Source organism: Phycicoccus sp. HDW14, assembly GCF_011383005.1.
Taxonomy (GTDB): domain Bacteria; phylum Actinomycetota; class Actinomycetes; order Actinomycetales; family Dermatophilaceae; genus Phycicoccus.
Genome location: NZ_CP049935.1, coordinates 265,891 through 283,253, shown reverse-complemented (window position 1 = coordinate 283,253; position 17,363 = coordinate 265,891). Strand labels below are relative to the sequence as shown.

17 protein-coding genes and 4 pseudogenes are annotated in these 17,363 nt (G+C 73.3%); 12 read left to right on the top strand and 9 right to left on the bottom strand.

From position 1 onward, the window contains the following. Window position 1: 1 nt before the first annotated feature. A pseudogene (locus G7075_RS01450) lies at window positions 2-1,013 on the bottom strand (4-hydroxy-3-methylbut-2-enyl diphosphate reductase). Window positions 1,014-1,100: 87 nt separating this feature from the next. On the opposite strand from G7075_RS01450, the pseudogene xseA reads away from it, so the two are divergent. Then, a pseudogene (gene xseA / locus G7075_RS01445) lies at window positions 1,101-2,321 on the top strand (exodeoxyribonuclease VII large subunit); the annotation flags it as partial. Window positions 2,322-2,343: 22 nt separating this feature from the next. Here xseA and G7075_RS20565 read toward each other — a convergent pair. Next, a complete protein-coding gene (locus tag G7075_RS20565) occupies window positions 2,344-2,943 on the bottom strand; it encodes a TetR/AcrR family transcriptional regulator (protein ID WP_240917806.1) in 600 nt (199 codons plus the stop codon). A gap of 75 nt (window positions 2,944-3,018) precedes the next feature. On the opposite strand from G7075_RS20565, the gene G7075_RS01440 reads away from it, so the two are divergent. Then, window positions 3,019-3,567: a hypothetical protein gene (locus G7075_RS01440; protein WP_166118131.1), complete on the top strand. Its 549-nt coding sequence runs from the start codon at window positions 3,019-3,021 to the stop codon at window positions 3,565-3,567. A 9-nt stretch (window positions 3,568-3,576) separates the two neighbouring features. Next, complete coding sequence (locus G7075_RS01435) at window positions 3,577-3,819, top strand: exodeoxyribonuclease VII small subunit (protein ID WP_166118128.1); 243 nt, start codon at window positions 3,577-3,579, stop codon at window positions 3,817-3,819. A 2-nt stretch (window positions 3,820-3,821) separates the two neighbouring features. Here G7075_RS01435 and G7075_RS01430 read toward each other — a convergent pair whose 3' ends face one another. The 3 genes from G7075_RS01430 to G7075_RS01420 form a co-directional block, all read right to left on the bottom strand. Beyond that, window positions 3,822-4,373, bottom strand: coding sequence for a dihydrofolate reductase family protein (locus G7075_RS01430; RefSeq protein ID WP_166118125.1), 552 nt, complete (start codon window positions 4,371-4,373; stop codon window positions 3,822-3,824). Between the two features lie 305 nt (window positions 4,374-4,678). Continuing rightward, complete coding sequence (locus G7075_RS01425) at window positions 4,679-5,224, bottom strand: DUF1990 family protein (RefSeq protein WP_166118122.1); 546 nt, start codon at window positions 5,222-5,224, stop codon at window positions 4,679-4,681. Continuing rightward, a complete protein-coding gene (locus tag G7075_RS01420) occupies window positions 5,221-5,949 on the bottom strand; it encodes a DUF4245 domain-containing protein (RefSeq protein WP_240917805.1) in 729 nt (242 codons plus the stop codon). The genes G7075_RS01425 and G7075_RS01420 overlap by 4 nt, the downstream gene beginning before the upstream one ends. Here G7075_RS01420 and G7075_RS22355 point away from each other — a divergent pair. From G7075_RS22355 to lhgO, 7 genes and pseudogenes are all read left to right on the top strand, one after another. Continuing rightward, window positions 5,931-6,080, top strand: a pseudogene (locus tag G7075_RS22355) (carbohydrate kinase); the annotation flags it as partial. The gene G7075_RS01420 and the pseudogene G7075_RS22355 overlap by 19 nt on opposite strands. Before the next feature lie 62 nt (window positions 6,081-6,142). Next, the gene (locus tag G7075_RS01415; RefSeq protein WP_371814150.1) at window positions 6,143-6,859 is read left to right on the top strand and encodes a carbohydrate kinase family protein; all 717 of its coding nucleotides are present in this window, start codon (window positions 6,143-6,145) and stop codon (window positions 6,857-6,859) included. Further along, window positions 6,856-8,558: pseudogene (locus tag G7075_RS01410) on the top strand (fumarate hydratase). Before G7075_RS01415 ends, G7075_RS01410 begins: the two are co-directional and overlap by 4 nt. Further along, entirely contained in the window at window positions 8,555-9,070 is a 516-nt protein-coding gene (locus tag G7075_RS01405; protein ID WP_166118119.1) for a carbonic anhydrase, read from the top strand. Before G7075_RS01410 ends, G7075_RS01405 begins: the two are co-directional and overlap by 4 nt. Continuing rightward, a complete protein-coding gene (locus tag G7075_RS01400; RefSeq protein WP_166118116.1) occupies window positions 9,067-9,906 on the top strand; it encodes an MOSC domain-containing protein in 840 nt (279 codons plus the stop codon). Before G7075_RS01405 ends, G7075_RS01400 begins: the two co-directional genes overlap by 4 nt. Before the next feature lie 9 nt (window positions 9,907-9,915). Further along, window positions 9,916-11,304, top strand: coding sequence for a GH1 family beta-glucosidase (locus G7075_RS01395; RefSeq protein ID WP_166118113.1), 1,389 nt, complete (start codon window positions 9,916-9,918; stop codon window positions 11,302-11,304). Between the two features lie 43 nt (window positions 11,305-11,347). Continuing rightward, window positions 11,348-12,484 carry an L-2-hydroxyglutarate oxidase gene (gene lhgO / locus G7075_RS01390; protein ID WP_240917804.1) on the top strand — a complete coding sequence of 379 codons (1,137 nt, stop codon included), beginning with the start codon at window positions 11,348-11,350 and terminating at the stop codon, window positions 12,482-12,484. A gap of 33 nt (window positions 12,485-12,517) precedes the next feature. Here the strand turns inward: lhgO and G7075_RS01385 are convergent, their stop codons facing one another. Then, window positions 12,518-12,943 carry an Ohr family peroxiredoxin gene (locus G7075_RS01385; RefSeq protein ID WP_166118110.1) on the bottom strand — a complete coding sequence of 142 codons (426 nt, stop codon included), beginning with the start codon at window positions 12,941-12,943 and terminating at the stop codon, window positions 12,518-12,520. Between the two features lie 177 nt (window positions 12,944-13,120). On the opposite strand from G7075_RS01385, the gene G7075_RS01380 reads away from it, so the two are divergent. Both G7075_RS01380 and G7075_RS20115 read left to right on the top strand, forming a co-directional pair. After that, entirely contained in the window at window positions 13,121-14,599 is a 1,479-nt protein-coding gene (locus G7075_RS01380) for an APC family permease (RefSeq protein WP_205860595.1), read from the top strand. Next, the gene (locus G7075_RS20115) at window positions 14,554-14,835 is read left to right on the top strand and encodes a hypothetical protein (RefSeq protein ID WP_205860594.1); all 282 of its coding nucleotides are present in this window, start codon (window positions 14,554-14,556) and stop codon (window positions 14,833-14,835) included. Before G7075_RS01380 ends, G7075_RS20115 begins: the two co-directional genes overlap by 46 nt. 13 nt (window positions 14,836-14,848) lie before the next feature. Here the strand turns inward: G7075_RS20115 and glmM are convergent, their stop codons facing one another. The 3 genes from glmM to rplM all read right to left on the bottom strand — a co-directional run bounded on the left by glmM (window position 14,849) and on the right by rplM (window position 17,264). Continuing rightward, the gene (gene glmM / locus G7075_RS01375; RefSeq protein WP_166118107.1) at window positions 14,849-16,198 is read right to left on the bottom strand and encodes a phosphoglucosamine mutase; all 1,350 of its coding nucleotides are present in this window, start codon (window positions 16,196-16,198) and stop codon (window positions 14,849-14,851) included. 107 nt (window positions 16,199-16,305) lie between these two features. Next, entirely contained in the window at window positions 16,306-16,821 is a 516-nt protein-coding gene (rpsI, locus tag G7075_RS01370; RefSeq protein ID WP_166118104.1) for a 30S ribosomal protein S9, read from the bottom strand. Continuing rightward, entirely contained in the window at window positions 16,821-17,264 is a 444-nt protein-coding gene (gene rplM / locus G7075_RS01365) for a 50S ribosomal protein L13 (RefSeq protein ID WP_166118101.1), read from the bottom strand. The genes rpsI and rplM overlap by 1 nt, the downstream gene beginning before the upstream one ends. Between the last annotated feature and the right edge of the window lie 99 nt (window positions 17,265-17,363).

Sequence of the window (17,363 nt, the reverse complement as noted above, 5' to 3'; positions counted from 1 at the left end):
GTCAGTGCAGCGAGCCGGTCTCGGCGAAGCTCGCGTCGTGGCGCATCTTGTCCGAGAGCCCGGCGGCCTTGAGGTCGCGGCGGATCTCGTTCGGCAGCGCGAACATCAGCGACTCCTCGGCGGCCACGACCGGCGCGACGTCCTCGTACCCGCGGGCCGCGAGGTAGTCGAGCACCCCGCGGACGAGGATCTCGGGCACCGAGGCACCGGAGGTCACCCCGACCGTCGACACACCCTCGAGCCACGCCTCGTCGATCTCCTCCGCGTAGTCGACGAGGTGTCCGGCGCGCGTGCCGTGCTCGAGCGCGACCTCGACGAGGCGCACCGAGTTCGAGGAGTTGCGCGAGCCGACGACGATCATCAGGTCGCAGTCGGCGGCCATCTGCTTGACGGCGAGCTGGCGGTTCTGGGTGGCGTAGCAGATGTCGTCGCTCGGCGGGTCCTGCAGCGAGGGGAAGCGCTCGCGCAGCCGGCGCACGGTCTCCATCGTCTCGTCGACCGACAGCGTGGTCTGCGAGAGCCAGACGACCTTCTCGGGGTCGCGGACGGTGACGTTGACGACGTCGTCGGGGCCGTCGACGAGCTGGATGTGCTCGGGCGCCTCGCCGGCGGTGCCGACGACCTCCTCGTGGCCCTCGTGGCCGATGAGCAGGATGTCGAAGTCGGAGTCGGCGAAGCGCACGGCCTCGCGGTGCACCTTGGTGACGAGCGGGCAGGTGGCGTCGATCGTGCGCAGGCTCAGCGCCCGCGCCTCCTCGTGGACGACGGGGGCGACCCCGTGGGCGGAGAAGACGACCGTGGCGCCCTCGGGCACCTCGTCGGTCTCGTCGACGAAGATCGCGCCGCGCTGCTGCAGGGTCGTGACGACGTGCTTGTTGTGCACGATCTCCTTGCGCACGTAGACGGGGCGCCGTAGAGGCCGAGGGCCTTCTCGACGGTGACGACCGCCCGGTCGACGCCCGCGCAGTACCCGCGGGGGCGGCGAGCAGGACGCGCTTGGTGGGGTCAGCCATGCCGTCCATCGTAGGTCGGTCCCCGCGCCGACCCGAATCGCCCGGACGCGCGGGGCCCGTGGGCGCCCACGCCTAGAGTGCGGTGCCATGAGCACCCCGGCGCGCCCTCCGCTCCCTGAGCGGGCCGCCGACACCTCCGCCGAGCACCCGTGGCCGGTGCGGCTGCTCTCGATGAAGATCGGCGAGTACGTCGAGAAGATGTCGGTGCTCTGGGTCGAGGGGCAGGTCGTCCAGCTGACCCGCCGGCCGGGCGCCCGCACCGCCTACCTCACCCTGCGTGACCCCGACGTCGACATGAGCCTGTCGTGCTCGGTCCACGTCAACGCCCTCGACGCGATGCCCGGTCCGCTCACCGAGGGCGCCCGCGTCGTGCTCCAGGCCAAGCCCGCGTTCTGGACCCAGCGCGGTTCGCTCGTCCTCGACGCCCGGCAGATCCGTCCGGTCGGCGTCGGCGAGCTGCTCGCGCGGCTCGAGTACCTCAAGCGCCACCTCGCGCAGGAGGGGCTCTTCGACCGCGAGCGCAAACGTCCCCTGCCCTTCCTCCCCCGGCGCATCGGGCTGGTCTGCGGGCGGGCCAGCGCCGCCGAGAAGGACGTCGTCGAGAACACGCTGCGCCGCTGGCCGAGCGCGGTCTTCGAGATCCGCCCGGTCGCCGTGCAGGGCGCGGCCGCCGTCACGGAGGTCACGGCGGCGCTCGCCGAGCTCGACGCGAATCCGGAGGTCGACGTCGTCGTCATCGCGCGGGGCGGCGGCGGTGTCGAGGACCTCCTGCCGTTCTCGAACGAGGCGCTCCTGCGGGCGGTCGCTGCGGCCACCACCCCCGTCGTCAGCGCCATCGGGCACGACGTCGACACCCCGCTGCTCGACCTCGTCGCCGACCACCGCGCCTCCACCCCCACCGACGCCGCGAAGGCGATCGTCCCCGACGCCGAGGCGGAGCACCGCGGGGTCGAGGCGGCCACCGCCCGGGGTCGGCGGGCCCTCGCCGGGCGGCTGCACCACGAGCGGCGCCGTGTCACCGAGCTCGCCAGCCGTCCGGTGCTCGCCGACAAGGGCGCCTTCGTCCGGGGGCAGCACGCGGTCGTCGACGCCCTCGCGTCGCGAGCCCACCAGCGGGTCGAGGCGGTCCTGCACCGGCAACGCGACCGCGTCGACCACCTGCGCGTGCAGGCCCGCACGCTGTCGCCGCAGTCGACCCTGGATCGCGGCTACGCCGTCGTGCAGCGGGCCGCCGGCGCCGTCGTCTCCGACCCCGCCGACCTCGAGCCCGACGAGCTGCTGCGCGTGCGGGTGGCCCGTGGCGACTTCGGGGTCCGCGTCGTCGGGTCCCCTAGGGCCGGCGCAGCGCCGCGAGGTGGTGGGCCACGACGGCCCGCACCTGCGCGGGGCCGGCGGCGCGCGGGTGGAGCACCCCGTGCAGCGCCAGGCCGTCGAGCAGCGCGTGGAGGCGCAGCGCCTCCCGGGCGAGGGTCCGGCGGTCGGCGCCCGGCAGGAGCACGGAGACGACCCGGTCGGCGACCCGGCGCAAGCCGGCGTGGGCCGCGTCCGAGACGTCCGCGAGGGTCGGGTCGGTGCGGGCCAGCGTGACGAGCTCGAGCCAGACGGCGGCCTCGGCGCGGCGCTCGTCGTCGAGCGGCAACACCTCGCCGCAGAGCTCCACGAGGTCCCCGACGTCAGGAGGCCCCGCGGTGGACCAGCCCGACACCCTGGCCCCGATGCGCGACGCGACCCGCTCGGCGACGGCCTCCATCGCGAAGGCGACGAGGTCGGACTGGCTGGTCGCCGTGTGCCGCATCGACCCGACCGACAGCCCGGCCTGCGCGGCGACCGACCGCACCGACACGGCCCCGACGCCGTCGCGCCGGACGACGGCGAGCAGCGCCTCGGCGATCTGCTCGCGACGCGCGACGTGGTCGACGACCTTGGGCACCTCCCCTGTCTACCAGCCGGGTCGCGCGCGTGGGACGTTTTGGTACAGTCGTATCAAATCAAGGGAGGGACCACCGTGCTCATCGCCGTCATCATCACCTGCGAGGTCCTGTTCTGGGTCCTCGTCCTCGCCGGGCTGGCCACCCGCTACCTGCTGCGGCGCCCGCGCCTCGGCGGATGGCTGCTCGTCGCGGCACCCCTCGTCGACCTCGTGCTCCTCGCCGCGACCGTGCTCGACCTGCGCGGTGGCGCGACGGCGACCACCGCGCACGCCCTGGCCGCGGTCTACCTCGGCGTCTCCGTGGGGTTCGGGCACTCGATGGTCCGCTGGGCCGACGCCCGTTTCGCCCACCGGTACGCCGGCGGCCCGGCGCCCGAGCGGGCCCCGAGGACGGGTCGGGCCCACGCGGCCCGTGAACGACGCGGGCTCGCCCGCCACCTCGTCGCGTTCGCCGTCGGGGCCGGCCTGCTCGGCCTGGCCGTGCTCGTCATCGGCGACCCGTCGCGCACGGGGGCGCTGACGCAGATGCTGCGGCTGTGGGGGCTCGTCGTCGCCGTCGACGCCCTCGTCAGCCTCAGCTACACGGTGCGCCCGCGTCCCACCGAGGTCGGTGCCCGTCGGTAGGCTCGCCGCATGCCGAAGGACGCCGCCCGGGCCGAAGGGACCACACCGGCCGAGGAGCCGAACGCCGACGTCGCCACGCTCGGGTACGAGCAGGCGCGCGACGAGCTCGTCGACCTCGTCGCCCGCCTCGAGAGCGGGCAGGTCGGCATCGAGGAGAGCATGGTGCTCTGGGAGCGGGGCGAGGCCCTGGCCGCGCACTGCCGCCAGTGGCTCGACGAGGCCGAGGAGCGCATCACCGCCGACGGCGAGTGACCTCAGTCGGCGGGCCGCAGGGCGTACGTCATGATGACGTTGCCGACCCCGGTCTGCGTCGTCTCGAGCAGCTCCAGCCGGGTGACCGGCACGGACTCGTCGAACAGCCTGCGGCCCACGCCCACCACCGGGTGGGTCGTGAGGATGAGTCGGTCGACCACGCCGCCGAGGAAGAGCGAGCGCACGGTCTCGATGCCGCCACCGACCGAGATGTCTCCACCCTCGCCGGCCTTGAGCGTCCGCACGTACTCGATGGGGTCGCCCTCGATGCGGGTGCTGTTCCAGCCGAGCTCGCCGTCGAGGGTGCTCGTGACGACGTGCTTGCGCAGCGGGTTGATGAACTGGGCGAAGAAGTCGTCGGCCGGCGCGGAGGGCCAGTACTCGGACCACTCCTGCCACAGGGTGCGGCCGAGGACCATGTCGGTGACGGGCCCGATGACCCGGCCCATCAGCTCGCCCTCCTCGGGACCGAAGGCGTCGAACTGCCACTCGTTCGGTGACTCGACGACCCCGTTGACCGAGCTGAAGAGGTGGGCGGTGACCTGGCGTGCCATGGGGTGCTCCTGCCGTGGTGCGGATGGTTGTCCCCAGCATGGACCCGGCCCACGACGCGAACTCATCGGTCGCTCAGCCGCGCTGCATCTCCCACGCGTCGCGCAGGGCCGCGCAGACGACCGCCACGTCCCCCGACCCGACGTCGGCCAGGACCTTCTCGTGGGTCCTCGTGCCGCCGCACCCCCTCCAGCCCGTCGAGGAACGCCTCGACCTCGCGCCAGCTGCTCCCCCGCGACATGGTCCGATCCTCCCGGACGCGGCCGGACCGGGCCACCCGGGAACCGCTCCGAAGCGGGCGGCGGCGTCAGCGGGCGGCGGCCAGGCAGGCGCGCAGGTAGCGGCCGGCCATCCACGCCTGCAGCCCGCGCGTCACGGGCCCGCCCACCCGGGCCGCGCGGGACCCGGGTCGCGACGTCGCCGCGACGGTGAACACCACCCGCCCGTCGGGCCCGACGGACAGCACGAAGCTCTCCTCCCCGATCTCCGGGTGACCGACGAGGGTGCCGTACGCGAACCCCCGACGACCCGGCTCGTCGACGACGTCGACGACGCGGACCGGGGCCACGAGGGCGAGGGGCCCCACCCCGAGGCGCAGGTCGGCCACCACCCCCGGCTCGACCCGCGGCGAGGAGGCCCGCACCCCGATGCCGACACCGGTCTGGACGCCCCAGCCGAGCACCACCTCGGCGCACGCCTCGAGCGACGCCCCCTCCATCACCAGCGAGCGCGACAGCACGTGGAACCCCGGCCGCGAGGTGCCCGCGAACCCTCCGGGCGGCCCGTACGTGAACGGCGCGGACGCCAGGGCCGCGGCGCGCTCCGTGGCGAGGACCTCGACCCGCCCGGTCACCGGACCGGCTGGAGCGACTCGATGTAGGTCGTCATGTCCTCGAAGCTCGCCGTCCCGGTGACGAGCGTCGCGAGCTCGCCGGACCCGGAGGGCGGCACGGTCAGGAGGCTGTTCTGGACCTTGTTGTCCCGTACGTACTTCTCCCAGGTCCTCCCCGCGACGGACAGGCTGCCCTCGCGCGGAGCCCGGTTGGTCTGCGCGGCGATCCAGGCTCGGCTCGGGTCCTTCGTCTGCTCGACCGCGAGGAACGTGCCGGACGGCGTCTCGTAGCCGACGTGCCACGTCATGAACCCGTCGGTGACCCCGACGTAGCGCACCGACGTGGGCTTCCACCCCGACGGCAGGCGGCCCGGCTCGACGATCGGCCAGCCGGACTGCTGCTTGACCTCGAGCGCCTTCGCGTGGACGTCGACCGGCGGCCCCCGACCGAGTCGACCCGGGGCACGAGGAGGACGAGGAGCAGGACCATGCCGAGCACCGCGAGCAGCGACAGGACGAGATTCTTCGTCGACCCCATCGAGTAGCGGCTGGTCGGCGCGGGCGCCGGGGAACCCGACGGGGGCGCGCTGGGCGTGGTCACCGCCCCATCGTCGCCGACGGACCCCGCAGACTCCCAATCGGCGGCGGCGATAAGGTTTGACCGCCGCCCGCGACCGTTCCCGGCCGTGCCGAGCGGCGCACCGCCCTGCAGAGAGGTTGGGATGCCGTGAGCGCCACCGCGCCACCGGTCGTCGTCGTCGGCGAGCTGCTCGTCGACATCGTCAGCTACCCCGACGGGAGCAGCGCCGAGCACGTCGGGGGTTCGCCCGCCAACGTCGCCCTCGGGCTGGCCCGCCTCGGGCACGACACGCACTTCGCCTGCCTCGTCGGCGAGGACGCCCGCGGCCACCGCTGCGCCGAGCACGTCGAGTCGGGGGGGTGCACCTCCTGCCCGGCAGCCGGAGCGCCGAGCACCCCACCTCCACCGCGCTGGCCACCATCGACGACGCCGGCGCCGCGTCCTACGTCTTCGACCTGCACTGGGACCTGCCGCCGGTGCAGCTGCCCGACGGCACCGGCCACCTGCACACCGGCTCGATCGCCACGACGCTGCGCCCCGGCGAGGCCGAGGTCACCGCGGCCGTCCGTCGCGCGCGCGAGCACGGCACCGTCTCGTACGACCCCAACGTGCGCCCGACGATCATGGGCGACGTCGACGACGTGCGCCCCCGCGTCGAGGAGCTCGTGGCCCTCGCCGACGTCGTCAAGTGCTCCGAGGACGACATCGACTGGCTCTACCCCGGCGACGACGCCTCCACCGTGATGGCCCGCTGGGCCGCCCTCGGCGCCTCGCTCACCGTGGTCACCCTCGGCGGCGACGGCGTCGTCTGGCGGGCGGCGTCCGGTGAGGAGGGCCGTGCCGCCGCCCGCATCAAGGACGTCGTCGACACCGTCGGCGCCGGCGACTCGTTCATGGCAGGGCTCGTGTCCGGCCTGCTCGACGACGGCCTGCTCGGCAGCACCGCCGCCCGCGCCCGGCTCGCGGCCGCGACGCTCGCCGACGTGCAGCCGGCCGTCGACCGCGCCCTGGCCACCAGCGGTGTCACCGTGCGCCGCGCCGGCGCCTACGCCCCCACGCGGGAGGAGATCCGATGACCGACTTCGCCTACGAGGACCTCCTGCCCGTCGGCGCCGACGAGACGCCGTACCGGCTCCTGACCACCGAGGGCGTGGAGGTCGTCGACGGCCCGGGCGGCCGCCGCTTCCTCCAGGTCTCCCCCGAGGCGCTGCGCCTGCTCACCGAGACCGCGATGCACGACATCGCCCACTACCTGCGGCCGGCCCACCTCCAGCAGCTCGCGAACATCCTCGCCGACCCCGAGGCCAGCAACAACGACCAGTTCGTCGCCCTCGACCTCCTGAAGAACGCGAACATCGCGGCCGGCGGCATCCTCCCGATGTGCCAGGACACCGGTACGGCCATCGTCATGGGCAAGCGCGGCCAGCACGTGCTCACCGAGGGCACCGACGAGGAGGCGCTGAGCCGCGGTGTCTACGACGCCTACACGCGCCTCAACCTCCGCTACAGCCAGATGGCACCGGTCACGACCTGGGAGGAGCGCAACACCGGCTCCAACCTCCCCGCACAGGTCGAGCTCTACGCCGACACCGCTCCGGGCCACGAGACCACCTACAAGTTCCTCTTCATGGCCAAGGGTGGCGGCAGCGCCAACAAGTCCTTCCTGTTCCAGGAGACCAAGGCGATCCTCAACCCCGAGGGGATGCTCCGCTTCCTCGACGAGAAGCTCCGTGGCCTCGGCACCGCCGCCTGCCCGCCGTACCACCTCGCCATCGTCATCGGCGGCACGAGCGCCGAGTTCGCCCTCAAGACAGCCAAGTACGCCAGCGCGAAGTACCTCGACCACCTCCCCAAGCAGGGCGACCCCGCCACCGGCCACGGCTTCCGCGACACCGAGCTCGAGGAGCGCGTCCTCGAGCTGACCCGCGAGTTCGGCATCGGCGCGCAGTTCGGCGGCAAGTACTTCTGCCACGACGTGCGGGTCGTCCGCCTCCCCCGCCACGGCGCCAGCCTCCCCGTGGCCATCGCCGTGTCCTGCTCCGCCGACCGCCAGGTGCTCGGGAAGATCACTCCCGAGGGCGTGTTCATCGAGCAGCTCGAGACCGACCCCGCCCGCTTCCTCCCCGAGCAGACCCACGACGGCCTCGAGGACGCCGAGGGCGTCAGTGGTACCGGCGCCGGCGCGGTCGTGCCCATCGACCTCAACCGGCCGATGGCCGAGATCCTCGCCGAGCTGACGAAGCATCCGGTCAAGACCCGGCTCAGCCTCACCGGCCCGCTCGTCGTGGCCCGCGACATCGCGCACGCCAAGATCAAGGAACGGCTCGACGCCGGCGAGGAGATGCCGCAGTACCTCAAGGACCACCCCGTCTACTACGCCGGCCCGGCCAAGACCCCGAGGGGATGCCGTCGGGCTCGTTCGGCCCGACGACGGCCGGCCGGATGGACTCCTACGTCGACCAGTTCCAGGCCGCCGGTGGCTCGATGGTCATGCTCGCCAAGGGCAACCGCAGCCAGCAGGTCACCGACGCGTGCAAGGCCCACGGCGGCTTCTACCTCGGCTCGATCGGCGGCCCGGCCGCCCGCCTCGCCCAGGACTGCATCCGCAGCGTCGAGGTGCTCGAGTACCCGGAACTCGGCATGGAGGCGGTCTGGAAGATCGAGGTCGAGGACTTCCCGGCGTTCGTCGTCGTCGACGACAAGGGCGAGGACTTCTTCGCCGCCGTCACCAAGCCCGTGGCGTTCACCATCGAGAAGAGGACCGGACTGCTGTGACCGAGACCCCGCGCGTACCCACCGACTTCGACGACCTGCTCGCCGCCAACAAGGCCTTCGCCGACTCCTTCGACCTCGCCGGCTTCGACGGCGTGGCGCGGGCCGGGGTCGCCATCGTCACCTGCATGGACTCGCGCATCGCCCCGCTGGCGATGCTCGGGCTGCACCCCGGCGACGCCAAGATCTTCCGCAACCCCGGCGGCCGGGTCACCCCGCAGGCCCTCGAGGCCCTCGTCCTCGGGGTGCACCTGCTCAACGTCGACCGCATCCTCGTCGTCCCGCACACCCGCTGCGCCGTCGCCTCGAACACCGAGGAGGAGCTGCAGCAGCGCGTCGGCGAGTCCGCCGGCGTCGACGCCTCCTGGCACGACTTCAACGTCGTCACCGACCAGCAGGCCGCTCTCGAGCACGACGTCCACGTCCTGCGCTCGCACCCGCTCATCGGCCGGCGTGCCCTCGTCGGCGGCTTCATGTACGACGTCGACACGGGCCGGATCAGCCCGGTCGCGTGAGCGGCACGCTCGAGGCCCTCGCCCTCCACCCGGTCAAGAGCACGGCCATCCGGCCCGTCCGCCGGGCGGCCGTCGAGGCCTGGGGCCTGCGCGACGACCGGCGCTGGATGGTCGTCGACGCGGCCGGCGAGTGCCTCACCGCGCGCGAGCACCACGCGATGTTCGCCCTGACGGCCGACACCCCCGACACCGACCCGTCCGTGTCGAACGCGTTGCGGCTCACCGCATCCGGTCACGACCCGCTCCTCGTCGACGAGCCACGCGGGGACGCGCACCCGGTCACCGTCCACGCGCGCCCGCTCAGCGGTCGGGACGCCGGCCCGGAGGCCGCCGCCTGGCTGCGGTCCGCCCTGGGGCACGACGACGTGCGGCTCGTCCACGTCGCCGAGCCGCGCGCGCTCAATCCCGCCCACGCCCGGCCGGGTGAGGCCACGGCCTTCGCCGACGGCTACCCCGTGACGCTCGCCTCGGCCGCGTCCCTTCGCCGACTCCAGGACTGGGTGACCGAGACGGCGCTGGAGCGCGGGGAGGAGCCGGTCGAGATCCCGATGGCCCGGTTCCGTCCCAACCTCGTCGTCGACGGGGACCTCGAGCCCTTCGCGGAGGACCACTGGCGCACCGTCACCGTCGGCGCGGTCACCTTCCGGGTCGTCAAGCCCGTCGACCGCTGCGTCATGACGACCATCGACCCCGCGACGCTCGCCGGCGGCCACGAGCCCATCCGCACCCTCGCCCGGCACCGCCGGTGGGACGGCAGCACCTGGTTCGCGGTCCAGCTCGTCCCCGAGGTCACGGGCGAGGTCCGCCTCGGCGACGAGGTACGGCCCGCCCGGTAGGTTGCCGCCATGACGAGCACCCCCACCTTCCCGGCCGGCTTCCTCTGGGGAGCGGCCACGGCCAGCTACCAGATCGAGGGCGCGACGACGGAGGACGGGCGGGGGCCGTCGATCTGGGACACCTTCTCGGCCACGCCGGGCAAGGTCGCGAACGGTGACACCGGCGCGGTCGCCTGCGACCACTACCACCGGGTTCCCGAGGACGTCGCCCTGATGCGCGACCTCGGCCTGGAGGCCTACCGCTTCTCCGTCGCGTGGCCGCGCATCCTGCCCGAGGGCGTCGGCACCCCCAACCCGCTCGGGGTCGCGTTCTACGACCGGCTCGTCGACGAGCTGCTCGGCGCCGGCATCCGCCCGGTCGTCACGCTCTACCACTGGGATCTCCCGCAGGCCCTCGAGGACCGCGGGGGCTGGCGCTCGCGCGACGTCGCCGGGTGGTTCGCCGACTACGCCGAGGTCGTCGTCGGCGCGCTCGGTGACCGGGTCCGGAACTGGACGACGCTCAACGAGCCGTGGTGCTCCTCGATGCTCAGCCACGCCATCGGCGCGCACGCCCCCGGGCACCGCGACCCGATGGAGGGCCTGCTGACCGCCCACCACCTGATGCTCGCCCACGGCACGGCCGTGCCCGTCATCCGCGCGCACTGCGCCGATGCCGAGGTCTCGATCACCCTCAACCCCACCCAGGTCCACGGCCCCGAGGACGCCACCGAGGCCGACCTCGATGCCGTGCGCCGGGCCGACAACGCCCTCAACGGCGTCTTCTTCGGTCCGCTGTTCCACGGTGCCTACCCCGAGGGGATGCTCGACGACGTCGCGCACCTCACCGACGGCTCGTTCGTCCACGACGGCGACCTCGCGACCATCGCGGCCCCGCTCGACAACCTCGGTGTCAACAACTACTTCCCGACCCGCGTGCGGGCCACGTTCGACGGCGCCGACCCCACCGGCGACACCCACCTCCTCCCGGGGTGCGAGCGCGTCGACGAGCTCCCGCCGCGGCCCCCGCTCACCTCGATGGGATGGGAGCAGTCGCCGGAGTCGCACCGGGCGATCGTCGAGCGCTCGGCGCGCGAGAGCGGCCTGCCGGTCTACGTCACCGAGAACGGCTCCGCCTGGCACGACACCGTCTCCCCCGACGGCGGCGTCCACGACCCCGAGCGGGTCGGCTACCTCACGGCGCACCTCGGGGCCCTCGCCGACTCCGTCGCCGCCGGCACGGACGTCCGGGGCTACTTCGCCTGGAGCCTGCTCGACAACTTCGAGTGGGCCTACGGGTACGACCAGCGCTTCGGCATCGTCCACGTCGACTACGACACCCAGGTCCGCACCGTCAAGGACTCGGGACGGGAGTACGCGCGCATCATCGCCGCCCAGGGCGACGGGGGCCGGTCATGACGCGTCGGGTCGTGGTCGTGGGGGTGGCATCGTCGGGCTGGCCGTGGCCCACCGGCTGGTCACCGACGACCCCTCCGTACGGGTCACGGTGCTGGAGAAGGAGACCGGCTGGTCGAAGCACCAGACCGGACGCAACAGCGGGGTCGTCCACTCCGGTCTCTACTACGCCCCCGGCAGCGCGAAGGCGCGCTGGTGCCGCGCGGGCGTCGCCGAGCTGCTCGCCTTCGCCGAGGAAGCCGACATCCCCCACGCCGTCACCGGCAAGCTCGTCGTCGCCACCGACCGCGCCGAGCTCCCGCGCCTCGAGGCCCTGCGCCAGCGCGGCCTGGCCAACGGCCTCGCGGTGCGCGAGATCGACGCCGACGAAGCCCGCGAGCACGAGCCGCACGTGGCGGCCCTCGCCGCGCTGCACGTGCCGGAGACGGGGATCATCGACTACCCCGCGGTGTGTGCCGCCCTCGTCGAGCGGCTCGCGGCGGCCGGCGCGGACCTCCGGCTCGGCGCCGAGGTGCTCGGCGCCCGTGAGGGCGCGACCGAGGTGACGGTCGAGACGAGCGGTGGCCCCGTGCCGGCCGACCTCGTCGTCAACTGCGCGGGCCTGCACACCGACGTCGTCGCCCGTCGCCTCGGCCACGACCCGTCGGTGCGCATCGTCCCGTTCCGCGGCGAGTACCGCGAGCTGGCCCCCGGGGCGACCCACCTCGTCCGCGGCCTCGTCTACCCGGTCCCCGACCCCGAGCTGCCGTTCCTCGGTGTGCACCTGACGCGCGGCATCGACGGCCACGTGCACGCCGGACCCAACGCCGTCCTCGCGCTGGCCCGGGAGGGCTACCGGTGGCGGGACGTCGCGCCGCGCGACCTCGCCGGCACCCTCGCCTACCCCGGGTTCTGGCGGCTGGCCCGCCACCAGGTGCGCACCGGCGCCCAGGAGGTCGCGCGCTCGCTCAGCGAGCGGCGGTTCGGCGACAGCCTCCGGCGGCTCGTCCCCGCCCTGCAGGACGAGGACCTGCGCCCGGCCGACGCCGGCGTGCGTGCCCAGGCCGTGCGCCCGGACGGCGGCCTCGTGGACGACTTCCTCGTCGAGCGCTCGGGGCGCTGCGTCCACGTCCTCAACGCACCCTCCCCGGCGGCCACCGCGTGCTTCCAGATCGCCCGACACGTCGTCGGCCTCCTCCCGTGACACGGGAGGAGGCCGACGGGGTGCTGCGGCGGGTCAGGCGGGCTTGCCCACGACGGTGACGTCGATGTTGCCGCGGGTGGCCTTGCTGTAGGGGCAGAACTCGTGCGCCTTGTCGGCGAGGGCCTGCGCGGTCTCGGCGTCGACCCCGGGGATCGTCGTGACGATCTCGACCGCGAGGCCGACACCGGTGGCCGTCTCGCCGAGCGTCACGTCGGCGGTGGTCTCGGCGCCGGTGACGTCGATGCCGTCGCGCTGGGCCACGTGGGCGAGCGCGCCGTTGTAGCAGGCCGCGTAGCCCGCGGCGAAGAGCGTCTCCGGGTTGGCGACCGGGTTCGAGGTGCTCGGCTTGCCGAGGCGCACGTCGACGGTGCCGTCGGCGCTCTTCGTGTGGCCGTCGCGGCCGCCGGTGGAGGTGGCGGCGATGCTGTAGAACTTCTTGGTCACGGACTCGTGGGGCACGGAGGCTCTCCTTCGATGTCGACAGGGTGGTCCTCAGGGCCAACCCCCGCCACCGCCGGGCCATTCCCGGGCCGTGGAAGCCCGGCACTCCCCCGGGGAACACCCCTTCCGGTGCAGCCTCCCGCGGCCCTACTGTTCGCTCGCCGGACGTCCGCACGCAGGGAGCAGGAGGAGCAGATGACCGCACCCACCGACGAGGCCCCGATCGGGTACCCCGAGGCCTCGGAGAAGGGCCTCAAGGGCGGCGCCCTCGGGCTGGTCTCGAGCGTCGTCGTGGGGATGGCCTCCACGGCCCCCGCCTACTCGCTCGCGGCCAGCCTCGGCCTCGTCGTCGCGTCCGGCGGCGCACTGCTCGCCGGCGTCAAGGCGCCGGCCATCCTCGTGCTCGCGTTCATCCCCATGTACTTCATCGCCGTCTCCTACCAGGAGCTGAACAAGGCCGAGCCGGACTGCGGCACGACGTTCACCTGGGCCTCGCGCGCCTTCGGGCCGATGGTCGGCTGGCTCGGCGGGTGGGGCATCATCGCCGCCGACGTCATCGTCATGGCCAACCTCGCGCAGGTCGCGGGGTCCTACTCCTACACCCTCGTCGGGCTCACCGACCTCGCCGACAGCACGCTGTGGTCGACCGTGGCCGGCCTCGTGTGGATCGCCGTGATGACCTGGATCTGCTACAAGGGCATCGAGGTCAGCGCCCGCCTCCAGTACGCGCTGCTCGGCATCGAGGTGGTCATCCTGATCGCGTTCTCGGTCGTCGCGCTGGCCAAGGTGTGGACCGGCCACGCCGAGAGCTACTCCCTGACGCCGTCGCTGTCCTGGCTGTGGCCGGGCGGGCTGTCCTTCGGTGACGTGGTCGCCCCCGCGCTGCTCACGGCGTTCTTCATCTACTGGGGCTGGGACACCGCCGTCGCGTGCAACGAGGAGACCGACGACCCCGGGCGCACCCCCGGCCGGGCGGCCATCATCTCCACCGTCCTCCTGCTGCTCACCTACGCGGTCGTGGCCGTGGCCACCGTCGCCTTCGCCGGGACCGGCACCGACGGCATCGGGCTCGGCAACCCCGAGAACGCGGCCGACGTCTTCCACGCCATCGGGCCGGCCCTGTTCGGGGACAGCGTCATGGGCAAGATCTTCATGGCCCTGCTCGCGGCCTCGATCCTCACCTCGGCCTCGGCGTCGACCCAGACGACCATCCTGCCGACCGCGCGCACGGCCCTCTCGATGGGTGTCTTCCGCGCCCTGCCGCGCGCGTTCGCCCGGGTGCACCCGAAGAACCTCACGCCCACCGTGGCGACCGTGGGGATGGGCCTGGTGTCGGCGGTCTTCTACCTCGCCTTCACCGCGCTCGGCACCAACCTGCTCACGGCCCTCATCGGCTCGATCGGCCTGATGATCGCCTTCTACTACGGGCTCACCGGGTTCGTCTGCGTCTGGTACTACCGGAAGACGTTGTGGCACACCCCTCGCGACCTGCTCATGCAGGGCATCATCCCGCTGCTCGGCGGCGTCATCATGCTCGCGACGTTCGCCTACGGCCTCAAGCAGTTCCTCGACCCCAGTGGCTCACCGACGACGCCGGGACGCCGATCACGATCTTCGGCTACGGCGCGGTGGGCGTCACCGGGCTGCTCGCGCTCGGCCTCGGCGTCGTCCTGATGTTCCTCTGGTGGGGGGTCGACGAGGAGTTCTTCATGGGCCGGACGCTCTCGATGCGCACGTCGCGCGACCTCGTCCTCGCCGGTCCGTACGTCGACGCCACCGCCGCCCGGATGCCCGACTCGGGCCTGCCCGAGATCGTCATCGCCGAGGACCTCTCCAACCTCCCCGAGGGGGTGCAGGCGCTCGACCCGGTGACCGGCGAGCGCTTCACCCGCGAGCCGGACGACGACTGACCCGGGCGGGCGCTCAGAGCGCCAGGCGCTCCTTGACGACAGCGGCGAGGCGGGTGGCGGTGTCCTCCGCCTCGTCGTGGGTGCCGGCCTCGACCATGACCCGCACGACCGGCTCGGTGCCGGACTTGCGCAGCAGGACGCGCCCGGAGCCGTCGAGGACGCTCGTGGCCTCCCGGACCGCCTCCTGCACACCGGCGTCGCCGTCGACCCGGCTGGTGTCGACGCCCTTGACGTTGACGAGCACCTGCGGGAGGCGGGTCATCACGGTCGCGAGCTCGGCGAGCGGGCGGCCGGTCTCGGCGACGCGGGCGGCGAGCATCAGCCCGGTGAGCACGCCGTCGCCGGTGGTGCCGTGGTCGAGCATGATGACGTGGCCGGACTGCTCGCCGCCGAGCGAGTGGCCCGAGCGGCGCATCTCCTCGAGGACGTAGCGGTCGCCGACCCCGGTCTGCACGACCGAGATCCCGTGGCGCTCCATGGCCTGGAGCAGCCCGAGGTTGCTCATGACCGTGGCGACGAGGGTGTCGTGCGTCAGGGCGCCGCGGTCCTTGAGGGCCAGCGCGAGGATGCCCATGATCTGGTCGCCGTCGACCTCGGTGCCGGTGTGGTCGACCGCGAGGCAGCGGTCGGCGTCGCCGTCATGGGCGATGCCGAGGTGCGCGCCGCGCTCGATGACGGCTGCGCGCAGCCGGTCGAGGTGGGTCGAGCCGTAGCCGTCGTTGATGTTCAGCCCGTCGGGGTCGGTACCGATCTCGACGACGTCGGCGCCGGCGAGCCGGAAGACCTCGGGCGAGACGGCGCTGGCCGCCCCGTGCGCACCGTCGATGACGACGGTGAGGCCGTCGAGCCGGTTCGGCAGGGTCCGCAGCAGGTGGGCGACGTACCGGGCCTGCCCCGCGCGGTTCTCGTGGATGCGCCCGACCTCGGCGCCCACCGGCCGCTCCCACTCCTGGCCCATCCGCTCGGCGATCTCGTCCTCGACCCGGTCGGGGAGCTTGTGGCCGCCCTCGGCGAAGAACTTGATGCCGTTGTCGGGCATCGCGTTGTGCGACGCCGAGAGCATCACCCCGAAGGTGGCTCCCATGTCGGCGGTGAGGTAGGCGACGGCCGGCGTGGGGAGGACCCCGACGTTGTGGACGTCGACGCCGGCCGAGGCCAGCCCGGCGCAGACCGCGGCGGAGAGGAACTCGCCGCTGGCGCGCGGGTCGCGGCCGACGACGGCCCGCGGCCGCCGCCCGTGCCGCCGGTCCGGCTCGCCGAGCACGTGGGCCGCGGCGATGCTCAGGTCGAGGGCCAGCTCCGCGGTGATGACGGGGCCGTTGGCGAGCCCCCGCACACCGTCGGTACCGAAGAGTCGGGACATGGTCAGCCTTTCGCGTCGATCGGGACGAACCTACTCCGCACGCGCCGGAGGCGGCACCGTGATGGTGCCGCCTCCGGGCTGCGGGACGCCGCGGCTGCGGCGCCGGATCAGCGCTTGCTGTACTGCGGGGCCTTGCGGGCCTTCTTGAGGCCGGCCTTCTTGCGCTCGGGGACGCGGGCGTCGCGGGTGAGCAGCCCGGCCTTCTTGAGCGCCGGACGGTTCAGCTCCTCGTCGACGCCGTTGAGCGAGCGGGCCACGCCGAGGCGCACCGCACCGGCCTGGCCGGAGGGGCCACCGCCGTGGACGCGCACGAGCACGTCGTAGGCACCGTCGAGCTCGAGGATGGTCAGCGGCTCGGCGACGATCTGCTGGTGCACCTTGTTCGGGAAGTACTCCGCGAGGGTGCGACCGTTGATCTTCCACTCGCCGGTGCCGGGGACGATGCGCACGCGGGCGACGGCCTGCTTGCGGCGGCCCGTGGCGGCGCCGGGCGCCGAGGCGCTCGGGCGGCGGACGGCCTCGCCGGCGACGGCGGTGCCGTCGGACTCGGAGGTGTACTCGGTGACCGGGGCGTCGTTGGCGTCGGTGCCGGCGGACTCGTCGATCTGGGCGTTCTCGGACATCACTGGGCCACCTGGGTGATCTCGAAGGGCTGGGGCTGCTGGGCAGCGTGGGGGTGCTCGGCGCCGCGGTAGACCTTGAGCTTGGTCAGCTGCTGGCGGCCGAGGGAGGTCTTGGGGAGCATGCCGCGCACGGCCTTCTCGATGGCCTTCTCCGGGCTCTTGGCGAGCAGCTCGGTGTAGGAGGTGGAGCGCAGGCCGCCCGGGAAGCCGGAGTGGCGGTAGGCCATCTTCTTCTCGGCCTTCGAGCCGGTCAGCGCGACCTTCTCGGCGTTGATGATGATGACGAAGTCGCCGGTGTCGACGTGCGGGGCGAAGGTCGGCTTGTGCTTGCCGCGCAGGAGCACCGCGGTCTGGCTGGCGAGCCGGCCGAGGACGACGTCGGAGGCGTCGATGACGTGCCAGGCACGGGTCACCTCGGTCGCCTTCGGGGTGTAGGTACGCATGGGGGCTTCCTCATGGGTCGTGGACGGGGGCGTGATGCCGAGTGCTCCCGGGAGGGAGGGGAGCCCTCGCGAGGGCACACGGCACAACAGTCCTCAATG